This is a genomic window from Maribacter antarcticus DSM 21422 (assembly GCF_000621125.1).
GTDB classification, from domain to species: domain Bacteria; phylum Bacteroidota; class Bacteroidia; order Flavobacteriales; family Flavobacteriaceae; genus Maribacter; species Maribacter antarcticus.
The window spans coordinates 661587-676705 of sequence record NZ_JHZC01000004.1 but is presented as its reverse complement, the minus strand read 5'-3'; the positions used below and the strand labels follow the sequence as shown (position 1 = coordinate 676705).

Sequence of the window (15119 nt, the reverse complement as noted above, 5' to 3'; positions counted from 1 at the left end):
TGGCTTTTGTTATTCTACCTGTACAAAATGCAAGAATATTCCGCCAATTCCTATTTAACAAGCCTAGATAATTTTGTATCTTTGAATCGCTTGAATTAAAACCAACACGCATGTCCAAGATTTTTTATACCAAAACAGATGAGGCGCCAGCTTTGGCTACCGAATCTTTTTTACCAATAGTAAAGGCTTTCACAAAAACTTCGGGGATTGAGATAGAAATCAAAGATATTTCTTTAGCAGGCAGGATAGCCGCTACATTTCCAGAATACTTGAATAAAGGTCAGCAAATCAATAATGATTTGGATGAACTAGGTCAGATGGCCAAGATGCCGGAGGCAAATATCATTAAACTCCCTAATATAAGTGCATCTGTTCCACAGTTAAAAGACGCCATAAAAGAATTACAAGCCAAAGGTTATAAGTTGCCCAGCTACCCAGAAGAACCTATTTCTGACGCTGAAAAGGAAATAAAGTTGAAATACGATAAAATAAAAGGAAGCGCGGTAAACCCTGTCCTTCGGGAAGGAAATTCGGACAGACGCGCCCCGCGTGCCGTTAAAAATTACGCCAAAAAGAACCCTCACAAAATGGGTGCTTGGAGTACAGATTCTAAGACACATGTAGCTACTATGGACCACGGTGATTTTAAGTCCAATGAAAAGTCCGTAACACTACAAAGTGCAACAGATGTGAAAATCACACTTACGACGACCAATAACGCAGTAACCATACTAAAAGATAAAATTTCCCTGCAAGCAGGAGAAATTATCGATGCTACTGTACTAAGTAAAAAAGCGCTATTGACTTTTCTATCGGAACAAGTGTCAGATGCCAAAGAGAAAGAAGTGCTTTTCTCCGTTCACATGAAAGCCACTATGATGAAGGTTTCTGATCCCATTATTTTTGGTCATGTGGTTGTTACTTTTTTAGCACCCATATTTGAAAAGTACGCGGCTATTTTTACTGAATTAGGTATCAACCCTAATTATGGTCTTGAAAACCTGTATAGCAAACTAGAGAAACTCCCTCAAAGCGAAAAATCAGTTATAGAACACGACATTGCGAGTGTTTTAGCGGATAGACCAGCATTGGCGATGGTGAATTCCGATAAAGGAATTACAAACTTACATGTCCCTAGCGACATTATCATTGATGCTTCTATGCCAGCTATGATTCGTAATTCTGGACAGATGTGGAACGCAGAAGGAAAAGCCCAAGACACAAAGGCAGTCATACCAGACAGCAGTTATGCAGGGATTTATAGCGAAACTATAAATTTTTGTAAAAAACATGGTGCATTTGACCCTACTACAATGGGTACGGTGCCTAATGTTGGTCTTATGGCACAAAAAGCTGAAGAATATGGTTCACACGACAAAACTTTTGAGATAAAGGAAGATGGTGTCGTTAGAATTGAGAATATAAAAACGGGAGAAACACTAGTAGAACATTCCGCAGAAAACGGTGATATCTGGCGTATGTGCCAAGTAAAGGATGCTCCCATCCAAGATTGGGTAAAGCTAGCTGTTTCTAGGGCAAAGGCAACTCAAGACCCAACCATTTTTTGGTTAGATAAGACTAGGGCACATGATGTAGAAATCATTAAAAAAGTAAATACGTACCTACCACAATATGATACCGAAGGATTAGATATATGCATCCTATCCCCTATTGAAGCTACCCAGTTTACGCTGGAACGCATGAAGGCGGGTAAGGATACCATTTCTGTCTCAGGTAACGTATTACGAGATTATTTAACGGATTTATTCCCAATTTTAGAAGTTGGCACCAGTGCCAAAATGCTTTCTATTGTCCCCTTAATGAATGGCGGAGGCTTATTTGAAACAGGAGCTGGAGGCTCGGCACCTAAACATGCAGAACAATTTTTAGAGCAAGGTCATTTACGATGGGATTCTTTAGGTGAATTTTTAGCCTTAGGCGTTTCCTTAGAGTTCTTTGGAGAAAAGAACGATAATGTAAAAGCTAAAATTTTAGGTGATTCATTAGATAGCGCCACGGAAAAATTTTTATTGAATGATAAGTCACCCTCTAGAAAGGTTAATGAATTGGATACCCGAGGCAGCCATTTTTACTTGGCAATGTACTGGGCAGAAGCTTTAGCCGAACAAAATGAAGATGTAGAACTCAAAACTATTTTCATGAAGGTATTTTCTGAAATACAAGGTAAAGAAGAACAGATTTTAGACGAATTGTTAAAAGCTCAAGGGTCTGCACAAGATATTGGTGGATATTACAAACCAAACGCCGAGTTAGCAGCTAAGGCTATGCGCCCAAGCGTGACGTTCAATTCTATTTTGGACACGATTTAACACCACCTTCTAGAAGTATATAAAAAGGCCTTCAAATTTGAGGGCCTTTTTTGACGAAAAAATGTTAAGGTTTCCAGCGCTATTTTATTTCTGTTTATTTTTAAAAAAAAGTTTTTATGAAGCAGGCCACTTTCGTGTCGTCCCTACTATTTTTATTTTTCTCGATACATTCATTTTCACAAAATAAATACACCCTTAGCGGCATAATTATAGAAGAAAGTAGCAACGAAACCTTAATTGGGGTAACCGTTGCCTTTCCATCTTTGAGAACAGGGGTGGTGACCAATGAATATGGTTTTTATTCCATCACACTTCCAGAAGGCGAGTATGAGCTGCTGGTAAGTTATTTAGGCTTTGAAGAAGTGGTGAGTAGCATAAATCTAAATACAAATACAAAAATAGATTTTAAGCTTAAGGAGGCTACGGAACAACTAGAGGAAGTTGTTGTTACGCAGAATATAGAAAAAATGGACATAAGAAAGCCTCAAATGAGCGTGAATACCTTGTCTGTAGAAACTATTAAAAAAATTCCCGTTATTCTTGGTGAAGCTGACATTATCAAGTCAATTCTATTATTGCCTGGAGTCACGAATGCTGGTGAAGGAGCATCTGGTTTTAACGTTAGAGGAGGTTCTGTTGACCAAAACCTAATTCTTTTGGATGAAGCCATCATTTTTAATTCCTCTCACCTCTTCGGATTCTTTTCCGTATTCAATCCGGATGCTATAAAAGATATAAAGTTATATAAAGGAGGTATTCCCGCACGCTATGGCGGTAGGGTATCCTCTGTTCTGGATATTTTTCAAAAAGAAGGGAACAGTAAAGAATTAAAGGTAAACGGCGGTATCGGTGCCGTAGCAAGTAGGCTTTTAATAGAGGGGCCCATTGTAAAGGATAAAGCAGCATTTCTTATCGGTGGCCGAGGTTCTTATGCACATTTGTTCCTTCCGCTATTCGATTTGGACAACACCGCCTACTTCTATGATTTGAATACGAAACTTAACTATAAAATCAATGATAAAAATAGTGTTTTCCTCTCAGGTTATTTTGGAAGGGACGTATTCGGAATCACCGAAAGCTTTGTGAATACCTATGGTAATGCGGTAGGTAACTTCAGGTGGAACCATTTATTCTCCGATAAATTATTCTCCAACCTTTCCTTAATATATTCCGATTACTATTACGGACTTAAGTTAGATTTTGTAGGATTCAATTGGAACTCGGGGATTCAGAATTTCAATGTGAAATATGATTTAAAACATTACCTAAACGATAAGCTACAAATTAATTACGGTGTCAATAACATTTACTATCAGTTTAACCCTGGAAAGATTGAGCCTAGCAATGATACTTCAGGGATTATTGAAGATCAACTAACTCAAAAATATGCCAATGAATTCGCAGCGTATATTGATTTTGAGCATAGGGTTACCGATAATCTGAGTTTGGGATATGGGCTTCGCTTCAGCAATTTCATAAGACTAGGACAAGAGGAACTGAACGTCTATGAAAATGACAACCCTGTCCGTTTTGACCCTGTTTTGTCTATTTACCAAGAAGCAAACCCCATTGCGGTTATAAATCTTGGTAGAGGTGGCAGTCTCGCAACGTTTAACAACTTTGAGCCTCGGCTTTCTATGTCGTACACGCTAAACTCCAATAGTTCAGTAAAAGCAAGCTATACGCATTTGGCACAGTACCTGCACCTACTTTCCAATACCAACTCTCCCACTCCTTTAGATGTATGGGCCCCCAGCGGACCTTTTATAAAACCGCAATTGTTGGATCAGTATGCCCTAGGTTATTTTAAGGATATTGCTGATGGAGCTTATTCTTTTGAAACCGAAATTTTTTATAAGGACGTCCAAAATAGAATAGATTATATAGACGGAGCAAACCTAATTGCTAATGATGCTATCGAACAAGTTATTTTAAACGGAGAAGCCAGAGCTTATGGTCTGGAGATATTGTTTCGAAAAAATGAAGGTAGATTACAGGGTTGGTTGGCCTATACCCTATCCAAATCTGAACAACGTACTCCTGGCAGGCAAGCTGTGACAAGTAACGGAATAGGAACTACAGAAACGGGTATCAACTTTGGTGAATGGTATAATACACCGTTTGACAAACCGCATGACGTTTCGCTTTTTGCGAGCTACGAACTGAGTGAAAAATGGAGTATTAATAGTAATTTTGTCTACCAAACAGGGCAACCCACTAACTTTCCTATTGGACAGTTTGAATTTCAAGGCTTAACAGTCCCCTATTACGGTCTAAGAAACGAACAGCGTCTTCCAGATTACAATAGAATAGATGTATCTGCTACCTTAACACCAAAAAAGAATAAAACTAGGAAAATGAAAGGGGAATGGATATTCAGTATTTATAACCTATACAATAGAAAAAATGCGGCCTCTATCAATTTCAGAAGAAATCAAGATACTGGTTCAAATGAAGCCGTTAGAACTGCTATTTTTGGTGTTGTACCTGCGGTTACCTATAATTTTAAATTTTAAGACGATGCAAAAATATATATACCTATTTGCCATCATTTTTAGTTTTATCGGATGCGAAGATGTGATTGAGGTCGACCTAGATACAGAACCACCACGCTTAACAGTAGATGCCATTATTCGCTTGGATACTAGTAAAAGTATAACTACGGCGACCATTAAGGTAGGGCTAAGCAGTTCCTTTTTTGAACAAAACCAAGCGGTACAAGTAGATGAAATATTCATAGAGAATTTGGATTATCAAGGTACCGACCCGTTAGACCCAAATATTGTTGTTTTTAACGAAATTGAACTTGGTGTCTATCAGAGCTCCAAGAACACCGATTTTTTCACCTCGGGAGCACTTACATTGACCATAAATTATAAAGAAGAGTTATATTCCGCTAGCACTAGATTTGTACCGGCAGTTCCCTTTGACAGCATTATCCAAGGAGACGGGGTCTTATTTTCAGGAGAGGAAACAGAAATAATCGTTTCTTTTACAGATACCCCGAACCAAGCTGACTTTTATATTTTCGATTTTGACTTTAACGAATACCTAGTATCTGAGGATGAATTTTATCCGGGTCAACGATTTGAGTTCTCTTATTTTTATGATGATATTGAAACAGGAACAACTTTGAATATTAGTATTCTTGGCGCGGACGAAACGTTTTATAGCTATATGGACCAGCTTATCGTTCAATCTGGAGCCAGCCAAGGACCTTTTCAAACTCCCGTAGGAACGGTTAGGGGAAACATTACAAATATTACCGATGTAGCTAATGTTGAACGTGCCGATAATTTTGCGCTGGGGTATTTCGCGGTTGTGCAAGAATATAAGGAACGTATTACCATTGAATAAAAATTAAGCGTTACTACAACTTAATCATAACATGAGAACAGATAAAGATATTTTAGTTAAAGGGCTTAAAAGATTGGCCTACACGGTCATGCTTATGTTTTTGGCTCCTCTAGTGATATGGCAAGCGTTTAAAAACGAAGGACACCCGCTTTATTGGCCGGTACTTATTCTTGGAATTTTACTGGCAATTACCGCCATTGGAATGGGCTTTAAAGGGATTGCTACAATTATGGAATCGCTATTCGGGAAAAAGAACAAACAGACTTAGTTCTTTTTAACGTCCTTACTAGGCTTTTTCCATTTATTAGATAAGTCAGCATAATTATAATCCAACACGCTTTCTTGTCGTTCCAGTTTTCCAGCAGAAAACGCACGTTGCAGAATGTCTTCTATAAGATAGTCCTCTTCAATAATATCTGGATAAAACTCTTCCTTGATACTAATTTTAAACATCTTGGCCGTAGTATTGTACCAAAATGCACGCCATCCATTTCTAAGCTCTTTAACCAAGCCAAATGAAGTAGTTCCCGTTTGCCTATAAATGAGTTTCACCAATATCTGCCCCTCTGTACGAGTTAATTTTTTAAGCTCTTCGGAAAACTCACCTTCAATATACTTCTGTACTTTTCTAGTGTACTTTTTACGTTTTCTTGATTTTTTAATTCCTTTTAGACTGTCGTTTAATTCAACCAAACGCTCTGCGGCCAATTTGGCATAGGGATATACTTTGTGTGTCTTTCTTCTCAGAATATAATAACGTAATTTGTCATTATAGGAAGTAAACTTCAATTTTCCAAATACAAATGCTTCCTGCAAATCAATAGAACTCCTAAAGACAGAATCTCCAGAAATAATAATTAGTTTTTCAGATACAGAATCCAATACCTGCTCTGGTACCTGAGCCGCTACTTTTAGAATTCCTAAAGTGAATAAAAACAATAAAATAAATTGTTGCATCATGGTATACCTACTACAAATGTCATGTCAAAATTAACGATAAATAGAGAAGTATAGCATTCAAAAACAAGCGAATATTGTTAAGTTTGTAAGTAAATAAACTAGACATGGCTAAAAAAGATATCATCACTAAAAAATCACTCGATTTTTTTGAAAAATACTTGAATAATGCTGCGCCTACCGGTTATGAGTGGGAAGGGCAGAAAATATGGATGGAGTACTTAAAACCGTATGTAGATACTTTTATCACTGATACTTATGGGACGGCTGTAGGGGTAATAAACCCAGACGCCAAATATAAAGTGGTCATAGAGGGACACTCCGATGAAATATCATGGTATGTGAACTATGTCACGGACAATGGTTTGCTTTATGTGATTCGTAATGGTGGTAGTGATCATCAGATTGCACCTTCTAAATGGGTAAACATTCATACTAAAAATGGGATTGTAAAAGGTGTTTTTGGCTGGCCAGCCATTCATACCAGAAAAGGCCCTAAAGAAGAAGCACCCAAATTGGATAATATTTTTATAGATATAGGAGCCAAAGACAAAGAGGAAGTAGAGAAAATGGGAGTTCATGTTGGTTGTGTAATTACGTACCCAGACGAATTTCAAGTACTTAACAAAAATAAATTTGTATGCAGAGCTATAGATAATAGGGCTGGCGGTTTTATGATTGCAGAAGTTGCAAGACTGCTTCATGAAAATAATATCACCTTACCTTTTGGCCTTTACATTACAAACTCAGTGCAAGAGGAAATAGGATTGCGTGGGGCTGAGATGATTACTCAAACTATAAAGCCTAATGTTGCTATTATAACAGATGTATGTCATGATACCACAACGCCTATGATAGAAAAGAAAACGCAAGGACATACAGAAATGGGTGCTGGGCCCGTAATTTCATATGCGCCAGCGGTTCAAAATAACCTTAGAGAACGTATTTTAGAAACTGCAGAAGCTAATAAGATTCCTTTTCAGCGAATGGCAGCCTCTAGAGCTACAGGAACAGATACAGATGCATTTGCTTACAGTAATGGTGGTGTAGCCTCGGCATTAATATCACTTCCATTACGTTATATGCATACCACTGTAGAAACCGTTCACAAAGATGATGTGGAAAATGTTATCCGATTGATATACGAAACACTATTGACTATAAAAGAGGGGGAAACCTTTAGTTATTTTGAATAAAATTAATTTATGCTCTTTTTTTGTGAAAGGGCATTTTTTTTAATATGGATGAACTCCTAGACATTTTAGATACAGATGGTAACCCAACCGGAACTACAGCAATGAAGTCCAAAGCACATCGTTTAGGACTTTTTCATGCTACGGTACACATCTGGTTTTATACTTCGGAAGGAGAATTATTATTACAACAACGAAGCAGACACAAAGGAACCCATCCCCTACTTTGGGGTGCATCCGTAGCGGGACATATTGGTGCAGCAGAGCAATTGGAAGTCTCGGCCATGCGCGAAATAGAAGAAGAAATTGGATTAACATGTAAAAAAGAACTACTTGAAAAAATAGGCGTTTTTAAATCAGTTCAGAAACACCATGAGCACTTGGTAGATTGCGAATTTCAGCATACCTTCCTTTGTGAGCTTTCTTTGCCATTACATCTACTCAAAAAGCAGGAAAGCGAAGTGGAGGACTTAAAACTTATGCCAATATTGAATTTTGAAAAGCAAATACAAGGAAATGAAACGGCACAAAAGTATGTACCACACGAGCTTTCCTATTACCAAAATGTAATCAAATCAATAAAAGAAAGATTATAAACTTGAAATAAAATCGCCCATAGCGCTCATAGCGTACGTTTTCTGCTCACCACTTTCCATATGCTTGACCACAAAAGAAGTGTCTTTTAATTCTTGGTCGCCTAAAAGCACTACAAAAGGTACATTTCTATTATTCGCGTATTTAAACTGCTTCTGTATTTTAGCGTTGGAAGGATAAACATCACTCTTTATTCCCGCTTTTCTTAATTCGGTAACTAATTTTAAGGAAGCTAGTGCCTCCTGTTCCCCGAAATTCAAAAAAAGCACATCCAAGGACTTTTCCAAGGATTTGGGGAAAAGGTCGAGCTCTTCCATCACCAAATAAATGCGATCTAGACCAAATGATATGCCCACGCCGCTTACATCCTTTAATCCAAAAATACCGGTAAGGTCATCATAGCGTCCGCCACCTCCAATAGAACCCATAGAAACACCATCTGGGGCACTGACTTCAAAAATGGCTCCTGTATAATAATTTAGACCTCTTGCCAGGGTAACATCTATAGTCAAACGTGCCGATTGTACTTCTAGTTCGGAAATACTTTCTATAATGTAGCGCAGTTCAGCCACCCCTTTAGTGCCTACTTCAGAGTTTTGGAGCAATGCTTTCAACTGCTCCAATTGTTGCGAATTGCTACCATTTAGAGTAAAAAGAGGAGCGGCCTTTTCAATAGCAGTATCGGAAATACCCTTTTCCCGCATTTCCTTTTTTACGCCTTCTTCACCTATCTTGTCCAGCTTATCCAGTGCCACTGTAAAATCTACCAACAAGTGTTTGGCACCAATGACTTCGGCGATTCCTGCTAAAATCTTGCGGTTATTCAATTTTATGGTAGCTCCGGTTAATTTTAAATCTGTAAAAACAGCATCATACAATTGTACCAATTCTACTTCTTGTAGAAGGCTGTTAGAGCCTACCACATCCGCATCACACTGGAAAAATTCCCTAAACCTTCCTTTTTGTGGCCTATCGGCTCGCCATACGGGCTGAATCTGATAACGTTTAAAAGGAAAATCGATTTCATTTTGGTGCATAACAACATATCTAGCAAAGGGCACTGTTAAATCGTAACGCAAGGCTTTTTCAGAAATTTTAGGAGCTAATGAACCTGATTTTTTTAAACTATACGTGACATCATCTACCTTACTTAAAAAGTCACCTGAATTCAATATTTTAAAAATAAGCCGGTCACCTTCTTCCCCATATTTACCTAATAAGGTATCAGCGTTTTCAAATGAAGGCGTTTCTATAGGCAGATAACCAAACGTTTGGAAATGCTTTTTTACAACGTCAAAAATATAGTTCCGCTTGCTTATTTCTTGTGGAGTAAAATCACGTGTTCCTTTGGGTATCGATGGTTTCTGTGCCATGTATTTGTTTTAACACCCCAAAGTAGTTCGACTCAACTCAACTACCGATGAAGCGGTTTCTCTAGATGATATTAACAAAGATAGTTCTCCCATTAGTCCCTACCAAAATAGGAGCGGTTTTGTTTCTAGCTCGCTGTTTAACCAGTTAGGATATGCGAATAAATTGTAGAATAGTTATTGTTTTTTAAAGAGTAAAAAAGGGATTCTTTCGGTGCTAAGGAGTCTTAGGAGCTTCAATCATAGATTGAAACCACTGGTACAATTCCCCTTTAGTAATTACCGAACCTTGTTTTATCAACTGAAACTTATCTAGATTTTTTTCCTCTGTATAAGCTTTAGAAGCTGTCATGTATTCAACAAAGTCTGACTGCCAGTTTTTCTTGAACCAGTCGAAGCCTATTTTAGTTGTTAAGTCAATCTTTGGATTCATGACCTTTACAGCGATGAGCTTCATTTCCTTATCAGTCAACTGGAACAGATGCATCTGCTGATCAGAGATATTCTCTAAATAGGCAACCTTGTTCAGCACGCCTTCCCAGATAAGATCACTGAAGACATCTAATTCATCCTCGGCAACTTCTGGTGTATCCTGTTTGATTTTAGTCCACTCCTCCCCTGTAATAGATTGTGTAGCCAAAAAATTAATAAATTCTGACTGTAACTCCTCCAATTGTTCTTTTGTAAGTCGGATGTACTTCATAAGTATATCAAAAAAAATAAGCCCTCCAGTTAACTGAAAGGCTTATATGTTCAAAATATTGAAAATTACTTCTTTTCAGCTACTACCTCAAAAGGGAAGTCTACAACCACCTCTCTATGCAGTCTAATTTGTGCATTGTAAGGGCCTGTTCTTTTAACAGAACCCCCTAATATGTTGATAAACTTCTTATCAATATCGTGTCCTTGCTTCGCAATGGCAGCTGCCAAATCAGAAACAGTTACAGATCCAAAAAGTTTATCTCCAGCACCCGTTTTTGCGCCAATCTTTAATTCCAATCCTTTAAGGGAATCGGCTACTTTGCTAGCTGCATCGACTACTTTCTTCTCTTTGTGTGCTCTTTGCTTCAGGTTCTCTGCCAATACTTTTTTAGCTGAGGAGGTAGCCATAGCCGCCAACCCGTTAGGAATGAGGTAATTTCTACCATATCCGTTCTTCACACTTACTACGTCGTCTTTAAAACCTAAGTTTTGTACGTCTTCTTTTAATATAAGCTCCATGATTCTTTTCTTTTATTTTAATAAATCACCAACGTATGGCATTAAAGCCAAGTGACGCGCTCTTTTTACAGCTTGCGCTACTTTTCTTTGAAACTTCAAAGAAGTTCCCGTAAGCCTTCTAGGTAATAATTTACCTTGCTCGTTTACCAATTTCATAAGAAAGTCTGCATCCTTGTAATCAACATATTTGATTCCGGATTTTTTAAACCTACAATATTTCTTTTTGGTGTTGGTTTCAATATTTAATGGAGTTAAATACCTGATTTCCCCATCTTTCTTTCCTTTTGCCTGTTGTTGTAATGTTGACATAGTACTTAAGCTTTAGCGGTTTTATTTCTTGTTCTTCTTCTTTCTGCCCATGATATTGCATGTTTGTCCAATTTAACGGTCAAAAATCGCATTACACGTTCATCTCTCCTAAACTCTTGCTCGTAAGGTAATACTACCTGACCAAGGTCGGTGAATTCAAACAAGTGGTAAAAACCACTTTTTTTGTTTTGGATGGGATAAGCCAATTTCTTTAGGCCCCAATTTTCTTTGGAGACCATTTTGGCTCCATTCTTAATTAAGAAATCCTCGAATTTCTTAACTGTTTCCTCTATCTGTACATCAGATAGAACGGGATTCAAAATGAAAACAGTTTCGTAATGGTTCATATATATAAATTTTGTTTTAAAGAGTGCAAAAATAGCCATTATTTTAAAATAAGTATAAGAAAACTAAAAAATCTTCGTTATAGATAGGAAGAATATATAAATTGAACAAACCAAATCTTAATCTATTATCGTTGCCAAATACACAAATTACACCACATTGTTTACATCTTTTGTTGCAGTGTGTCGTGTTTTTACAGTTCTTTGTCGATGATTTAACCCCACAAATCAGCCCTTATGAAGTTACGAAGTATTATCGTTGACGACTCGTCCATGCAAAGGATGGCCGTCGCAAAGTTGGTGAACAACCATCCCAACTTAGCCATGGTAGCCGAGTATAGTAATGCTATTGAAGCTAAGAACGGTATTAAAAACAACGAGATAGACCTTATCTTTCTTGATGTTGAAATGCCTATTATTACAGGATTTGACCTACTCGAGTCCCTAGACAAAAGTCCTCAGGTAATTTTAATTACCGGTAAACCCGATTATGCTCTTAGAGCTTTTGAATATGACGTAACGGATTATTTACATAAACCGATTACTATGGCACGCTTTGATGCCTCCGTGAAAAGAGCGGTAGTAAAATTCGAGCAGGAGCACAGAGTTTTAGAAGACGAAGAGCACATCTTTGTAAAGAGTAATCTAAAGAAAAGAAAGGTTATCTTGAACGATATCAAGTGGATAGAAGCCTTAGGAGATTATATTAAATTGGTGACTGATGAAGCAAATATCGTAATCTTATCAACAATGAAGTCTTTTGAAAAACAACTTCCCGAAGATAAATTTTTGCGTATTCACAAGTCCTATATTGTAAATTTGGAAAAAGTTGAAAAATTCAACAGTAAAAACGTAGAAGTTAGTGGACGTTCCATTCCTTTAAGTAGAAATAAAAAGACAGAGTTGGCTGAAGCCCTTAGTAAGGTGTAAGTATTATATGACCTATAATTTCATAAAAAAGAAACCGCCTATTGGCGGTTTCTTTTTTATATATGATCCACATTATAAATTACCCTAACACTTCTGTACATAGCTATAGCGTTAAAGGACTTCTCTATTCTTTTGATATTCTGTTTGGTTCTTACTGCCGACTCCTTTTTATCCATCTTTACCAATACATGCTTTAGATATTGATTGCGAATCCGAGCTACTGGCGGATATTCTGGCCCCAATACATTGCCACCAAAGTTAGTTTTTAAGGCGCTACAAAACCAGTCTGCTGCCTCGTTAAGTACATTATAATTTTTGTGCTTAAAGGTTATCTTAATAATTCTGTTCGCAGGCGGATACTTAAACTGCTCGCGCTCATACACCTGTTCCGCAAACATACGTTCGTATTCTTCTGTAGTCACTTGTTTTAAAATTTGATGGTAGGGATTATACGTCTGTATAATCACCTTTCCCCTTTTCTTGGTGCGCCCTGACCTTCCTGCTACTTGGGTCAATAACTGAAAGCTTCGTTCATGCGCCCTGTAATCTGGAAAATTCAAGAGTGAATCGGCATTCATTACGCCTACAAGGCTCACGTTCCTAAAGTCGAGCCCCTTGGTAAGCATTTGCGTTCCAATCAGGATATCCAGTTCTTGTTGTTCAAAACGAGTAATGATTTTTTCATAGGCATGTTTTCCTCGTGTGGTGTCCAAATCCATCCGATCTACTTTGGCCTCAGGGAAAAGCTTTATAACCTCTTGCTCAACCTGTTGTGTTCCAAAGCCCTTGGTATCCAAGTCGGCACTACCGCAGGCAAAGCAACTTTCCGGTAGGGCGGAATGATGCCCGCAGTAATGGCAACGCAACTGTTTCCGAAATTGATGATAGGTAAGACTTACATCGCAGTTAGGACACTGTGGCGTATGACCGCAGGTAAGGCACTCCAAAACTGGAGCGTAGCCTCTTCTGTTCTGAAACAGGATAATCTGCTCACCAGCTTCCAAAGCATCGTTCATTTCTTCCAATAAGCGTTCGGAAAAATGACCTTTCATACGTCGTTTTCGTTGTGCCTCCTTAATATCGACAAGTTCTATATCGGGCATAGATACATTACCATATCTTCTTGTAATCTCAGCATATCCATACTTACCCATCTTCACATTATGGTAGGTTTCAACACTAGGTGTGGCAGAACCTAATAAAATTTTAGAGGCATGAAGGCTGCCAAGTACAATCGCAGCGTCCCTCGCGTGATATCTCGGTGCTGGGTCAAATTGCTTAAAGGAACTTTCGTGCTCCTCGTCTACCAGCAATAAACCCAAATCCGAAAAGGGCAAAAATAGGGCCGACCTAGCACCAATGACAATTTGTGCCTTATGCTTTGCTAACAAAACATTATTCCAAACCTCTACGCGCTCCTGTACGTTGTATTTGGAATGGTAAATAGCAATTTTTTCTCCAAAATACTCCTGTAATCTTGATATGAGCTGGGTGGTTAAAGCAATTTCTGGTAGTAGATACAGTACCTGTTTTTTCTGTTCTAAACATGCCTCAATAAGCTTTACATATACTTCAGTTTTTCCTGAAGACGTTACTCCTTTCAATAAGGTAACCTTATTTTCATCAAAGGCCTTTCGGATATTATTAAGCGCCTGTTCTTGATATTCGTTCAATTCCTTGGCATTTGATACCTCTTGGGTAGCATCAAAATCAACCCTATCTACACGTATGGTATATTCTTCCAAAATTTCCTTCTGCACCAAGGACTTTATAACCGCTTTGGAGCTATTGCTCGCTTGCTCCAACTCTACCGAAGCTATTGGTTTTTTAGTTATTGCTTGTAATTGAAACAAGGCCAGCACCACCTGACTCTGTTTGGGCGCTAAAGTCAAAGAATCCAAAAGTGTTTCCAAAGCATCGTCAGACATATACGAAGTTCCCAAACGAATGTATTTGACCAACTTGGGCTTGTATTGTTCAAAAACCTGCTCCTTTAATTTGATGACGTTTTTTTCTAGAAGTCGATTTAAAATCGGCAAAATATTCTTGCGGTCTACGATGGCCGCTACTTCATGTACCTTCAATACAGACTGATGCTGTAAGGCTTCGTATACCAAAAACTCGTCATCCTTTAAATCCTGTTCATTCACCTCTGTTTCCGTGTTCCGCAGCACCAAGGTTTCACTTTCCAAAAGAAATGCGTTAGGTAAAGCACTACGTACTACTTCGCCCAAAGTACACATATAATAGTCAGCTATCCATTGCCAATGCTTTAGCTGAATCTCAGTAACGATTGGCACATCGTCCAATATCTGATGTATTTCCTTAGCTTCATAAGCCTCTGGAGCGTTTGTATGAACGTTAAGAACGATACCCGTATAAATCTTAGATTTTCCGAAAGGAACAGATACGCGCATACCTGGCTTAAGTAGGGCAGCCTCCTGTGTCGTAACACTGTAGGTGAAATTCCTTTCCAGAGGAATAGGCAGTACAAGGTTTATAAAATGTGCCATA

14 protein-coding genes are annotated in these 15119 nt (G+C 38.1%); 7 read left to right on the top strand and 7 right to left on the bottom strand.

The window, feature by feature from the left end; genetic code table 11:
- Positions 1-110 precede the first annotated feature (110 nt).
- From Q360_RS0102935 to Q360_RS0102920, 4 genes are all read left to right on the top strand, one after another.
- Positions 111-2330, top strand: a complete 2220-nt coding sequence (locus tag Q360_RS0102935; RefSeq protein WP_027075759.1) for an NADP-dependent isocitrate dehydrogenase — start codon at positions 111-113, stop codon at positions 2328-2330.
- A 116-nt stretch (positions 2331-2446) separates the two neighbouring features.
- The gene (locus Q360_RS0102930) at positions 2447-4846 is read left to right on the top strand and encodes a TonB-dependent receptor (protein ID WP_027075758.1); all 2400 of its coding nucleotides are present in this window, start codon (positions 2447-2449) and stop codon (positions 4844-4846) included.
- A gap of 4 nt (positions 4847-4850) precedes the next feature.
- Positions 4851-5687 carry a DUF4249 domain-containing protein gene (locus Q360_RS0102925; RefSeq protein WP_027075757.1) on the top strand — a complete coding sequence of 279 codons (837 nt, stop codon included), beginning with the start codon at positions 4851-4853 and terminating at the stop codon, positions 5685-5687.
- 31 nt (positions 5688-5718) lie between these two features.
- Positions 5719-5955 carry a DUF6095 family protein gene (locus Q360_RS0102920; protein ID WP_027075756.1) on the top strand — a complete coding sequence of 79 codons (237 nt, stop codon included), beginning with the start codon at positions 5719-5721 and terminating at the stop codon, positions 5953-5955.
- Here Q360_RS0102920 and Q360_RS0102915 read toward each other — a convergent pair.
- Positions 5952-6647, bottom strand: a complete 696-nt coding sequence (locus tag Q360_RS0102915; RefSeq protein ID WP_027075755.1) for a DUF4294 domain-containing protein — start codon at positions 6645-6647, stop codon at positions 5952-5954. The genes Q360_RS0102920 and Q360_RS0102915 overlap by 4 nt on opposite strands.
- 104 nt (positions 6648-6751) lie before the next feature.
- On the opposite strand from Q360_RS0102915, the gene Q360_RS0102910 reads away from it, so the two are divergent.
- Both Q360_RS0102910 and Q360_RS0102905 read left to right on the top strand, forming a co-directional pair.
- Complete coding sequence (locus tag Q360_RS0102910; protein WP_027075754.1) at positions 6752-7840, top strand: M42 family metallopeptidase; 1089 nt, start codon at positions 6752-6754, stop codon at positions 7838-7840.
- Between the two features lie 44 nt (positions 7841-7884).
- Positions 7885-8433, top strand: a complete 549-nt coding sequence (locus Q360_RS0102905; protein WP_027075753.1) for an NUDIX hydrolase — start codon at positions 7885-7887, stop codon at positions 8431-8433.
- Here the strand turns inward: Q360_RS0102905 and hisS are convergent.
- From hisS to rpsF, 5 genes are all read right to left on the bottom strand, one after another.
- Entirely contained in the window at positions 8428-9804 is a 1377-nt protein-coding gene (hisS, locus tag Q360_RS0102900; protein WP_027075752.1) for a histidine--tRNA ligase, read from the bottom strand. The genes Q360_RS0102905 and hisS overlap by 6 nt on opposite strands.
- Positions 9805-10018: 214 nt before the next feature.
- Positions 10019-10504, bottom strand: a complete 486-nt coding sequence (locus Q360_RS0102895; protein ID WP_027075751.1) for a DUF6495 family protein — start codon at positions 10502-10504, stop codon at positions 10019-10021.
- A 65-nt stretch (positions 10505-10569) separates the two neighbouring features.
- Positions 10570-11022, bottom strand: coding sequence for a 50S ribosomal protein L9 (gene rplI, locus Q360_RS0102890; RefSeq protein WP_027075750.1), 453 nt, complete (start codon positions 11020-11022; stop codon positions 10570-10572).
- A 12-nt stretch (positions 11023-11034) separates the two neighbouring features.
- Positions 11035-11331: a 30S ribosomal protein S18 gene (rpsR, locus tag Q360_RS0102885; protein ID WP_027075749.1), complete on the bottom strand. Its 297-nt coding sequence runs from the start codon at positions 11329-11331 to the stop codon at positions 11035-11037.
- Between the two features lie 5 nt (positions 11332-11336).
- Positions 11337-11678, bottom strand: a complete 342-nt coding sequence (gene rpsF, locus Q360_RS0102880) for a 30S ribosomal protein S6 (protein WP_027075748.1) — start codon at positions 11676-11678, stop codon at positions 11337-11339.
- A gap of 234 nt (positions 11679-11912) precedes the next feature.
- Between rpsF and Q360_RS0102875 the strand changes: the two genes are divergently transcribed.
- On the top strand, positions 11913-12605 hold the full coding sequence (locus Q360_RS0102875; RefSeq protein WP_027075747.1) for a LytR/AlgR family response regulator transcription factor: 693 nt from the start codon (positions 11913-11915) through the stop codon (positions 12603-12605).
- 56 nt (positions 12606-12661) lie between these two features.
- Here Q360_RS0102875 and priA read toward each other — a convergent pair whose 3' ends face one another.
- On the bottom strand, positions 12662-15118 hold the full coding sequence (gene priA / locus Q360_RS0102870; RefSeq protein ID WP_027075746.1) for a replication restart helicase PriA: 2457 nt from the start codon (positions 15116-15118) through the stop codon (positions 12662-12664).
- Between the last annotated feature and the right edge of the window lies 1 nt (position 15119).

What these genes read in the sequence shown, in the direction of transcription:
- rpsF (WP_027075748.1), bottom strand. Translation starts at nt 11,678, where the DNA reads ATGAACCATTACGAAACTGTTTTCATTTTGAATCCCGTTCTATCTGAT.
- Q360_RS0102905 (WP_027075753.1), top strand. Translation starts at nt 7,885, where the DNA reads ATGGATGAACTCCTAGACATTTTAGATACAGATGGTAACCCAACCGGA.
- Q360_RS0102915 (WP_027075755.1), bottom strand. Translation starts at nt 6,647, where the DNA reads ATGATGCAACAATTTATTTTATTGTTTTTATTCACTTTAGGAATTCTA.
- Q360_RS0102935 (WP_027075759.1), top strand. Translation starts at nt 111, where the DNA reads ATGTCCAAGATTTTTTATACCAAAACAGATGAGGCGCCAGCTTTGGCT.
- Q360_RS0102925 (WP_027075757.1), top strand. Translation starts at nt 4,851, where the DNA reads ATGCAAAAATATATATACCTATTTGCCATCATTTTTAGTTTTATCGGA.
- Q360_RS0102895 (WP_027075751.1), bottom strand. Translation starts at nt 10,504, where the DNA reads ATGAAGTACATCCGACTTACAAAAGAACAATTGGAGGAGTTACAGTCA.
- hisS (WP_027075752.1), bottom strand. Translation starts at nt 9,804, where the DNA reads ATGGCACAGAAACCATCGATACCCAAAGGAACACGTGATTTTACTCCA.
- Q360_RS0102930 (WP_027075758.1), top strand. Translation starts at nt 2,447, where the DNA reads ATGAAGCAGGCCACTTTCGTGTCGTCCCTACTATTTTTATTTTTCTCG.
- Q360_RS0102910 (WP_027075754.1), top strand. Translation starts at nt 6,752, where the DNA reads ATGGCTAAAAAAGATATCATCACTAAAAAATCACTCGATTTTTTTGAA.
- Q360_RS0102875 (WP_027075747.1), top strand. Translation starts at nt 11,913, where the DNA reads ATGAAGTTACGAAGTATTATCGTTGACGACTCGTCCATGCAAAGGATG.
- priA (WP_027075746.1), bottom strand. Translation starts at nt 15,118, where the DNA reads ATGGCACATTTTATAAACCTTGTACTGCCTATTCCTCTGGAAAGGAAT.
- rplI (WP_027075750.1), bottom strand. Translation starts at nt 11,022, where the DNA reads ATGGAGCTTATATTAAAAGAAGACGTACAAAACTTAGGTTTTAAAGAC.
- Q360_RS0102920 (WP_027075756.1), top strand. Translation starts at nt 5,719, where the DNA reads ATGAGAACAGATAAAGATATTTTAGTTAAAGGGCTTAAAAGATTGGCC.
- rpsR (WP_027075749.1), bottom strand. Translation starts at nt 11,331, where the DNA reads ATGTCAACATTACAACAACAGGCAAAAGGAAAGAAAGATGGGGAAATC.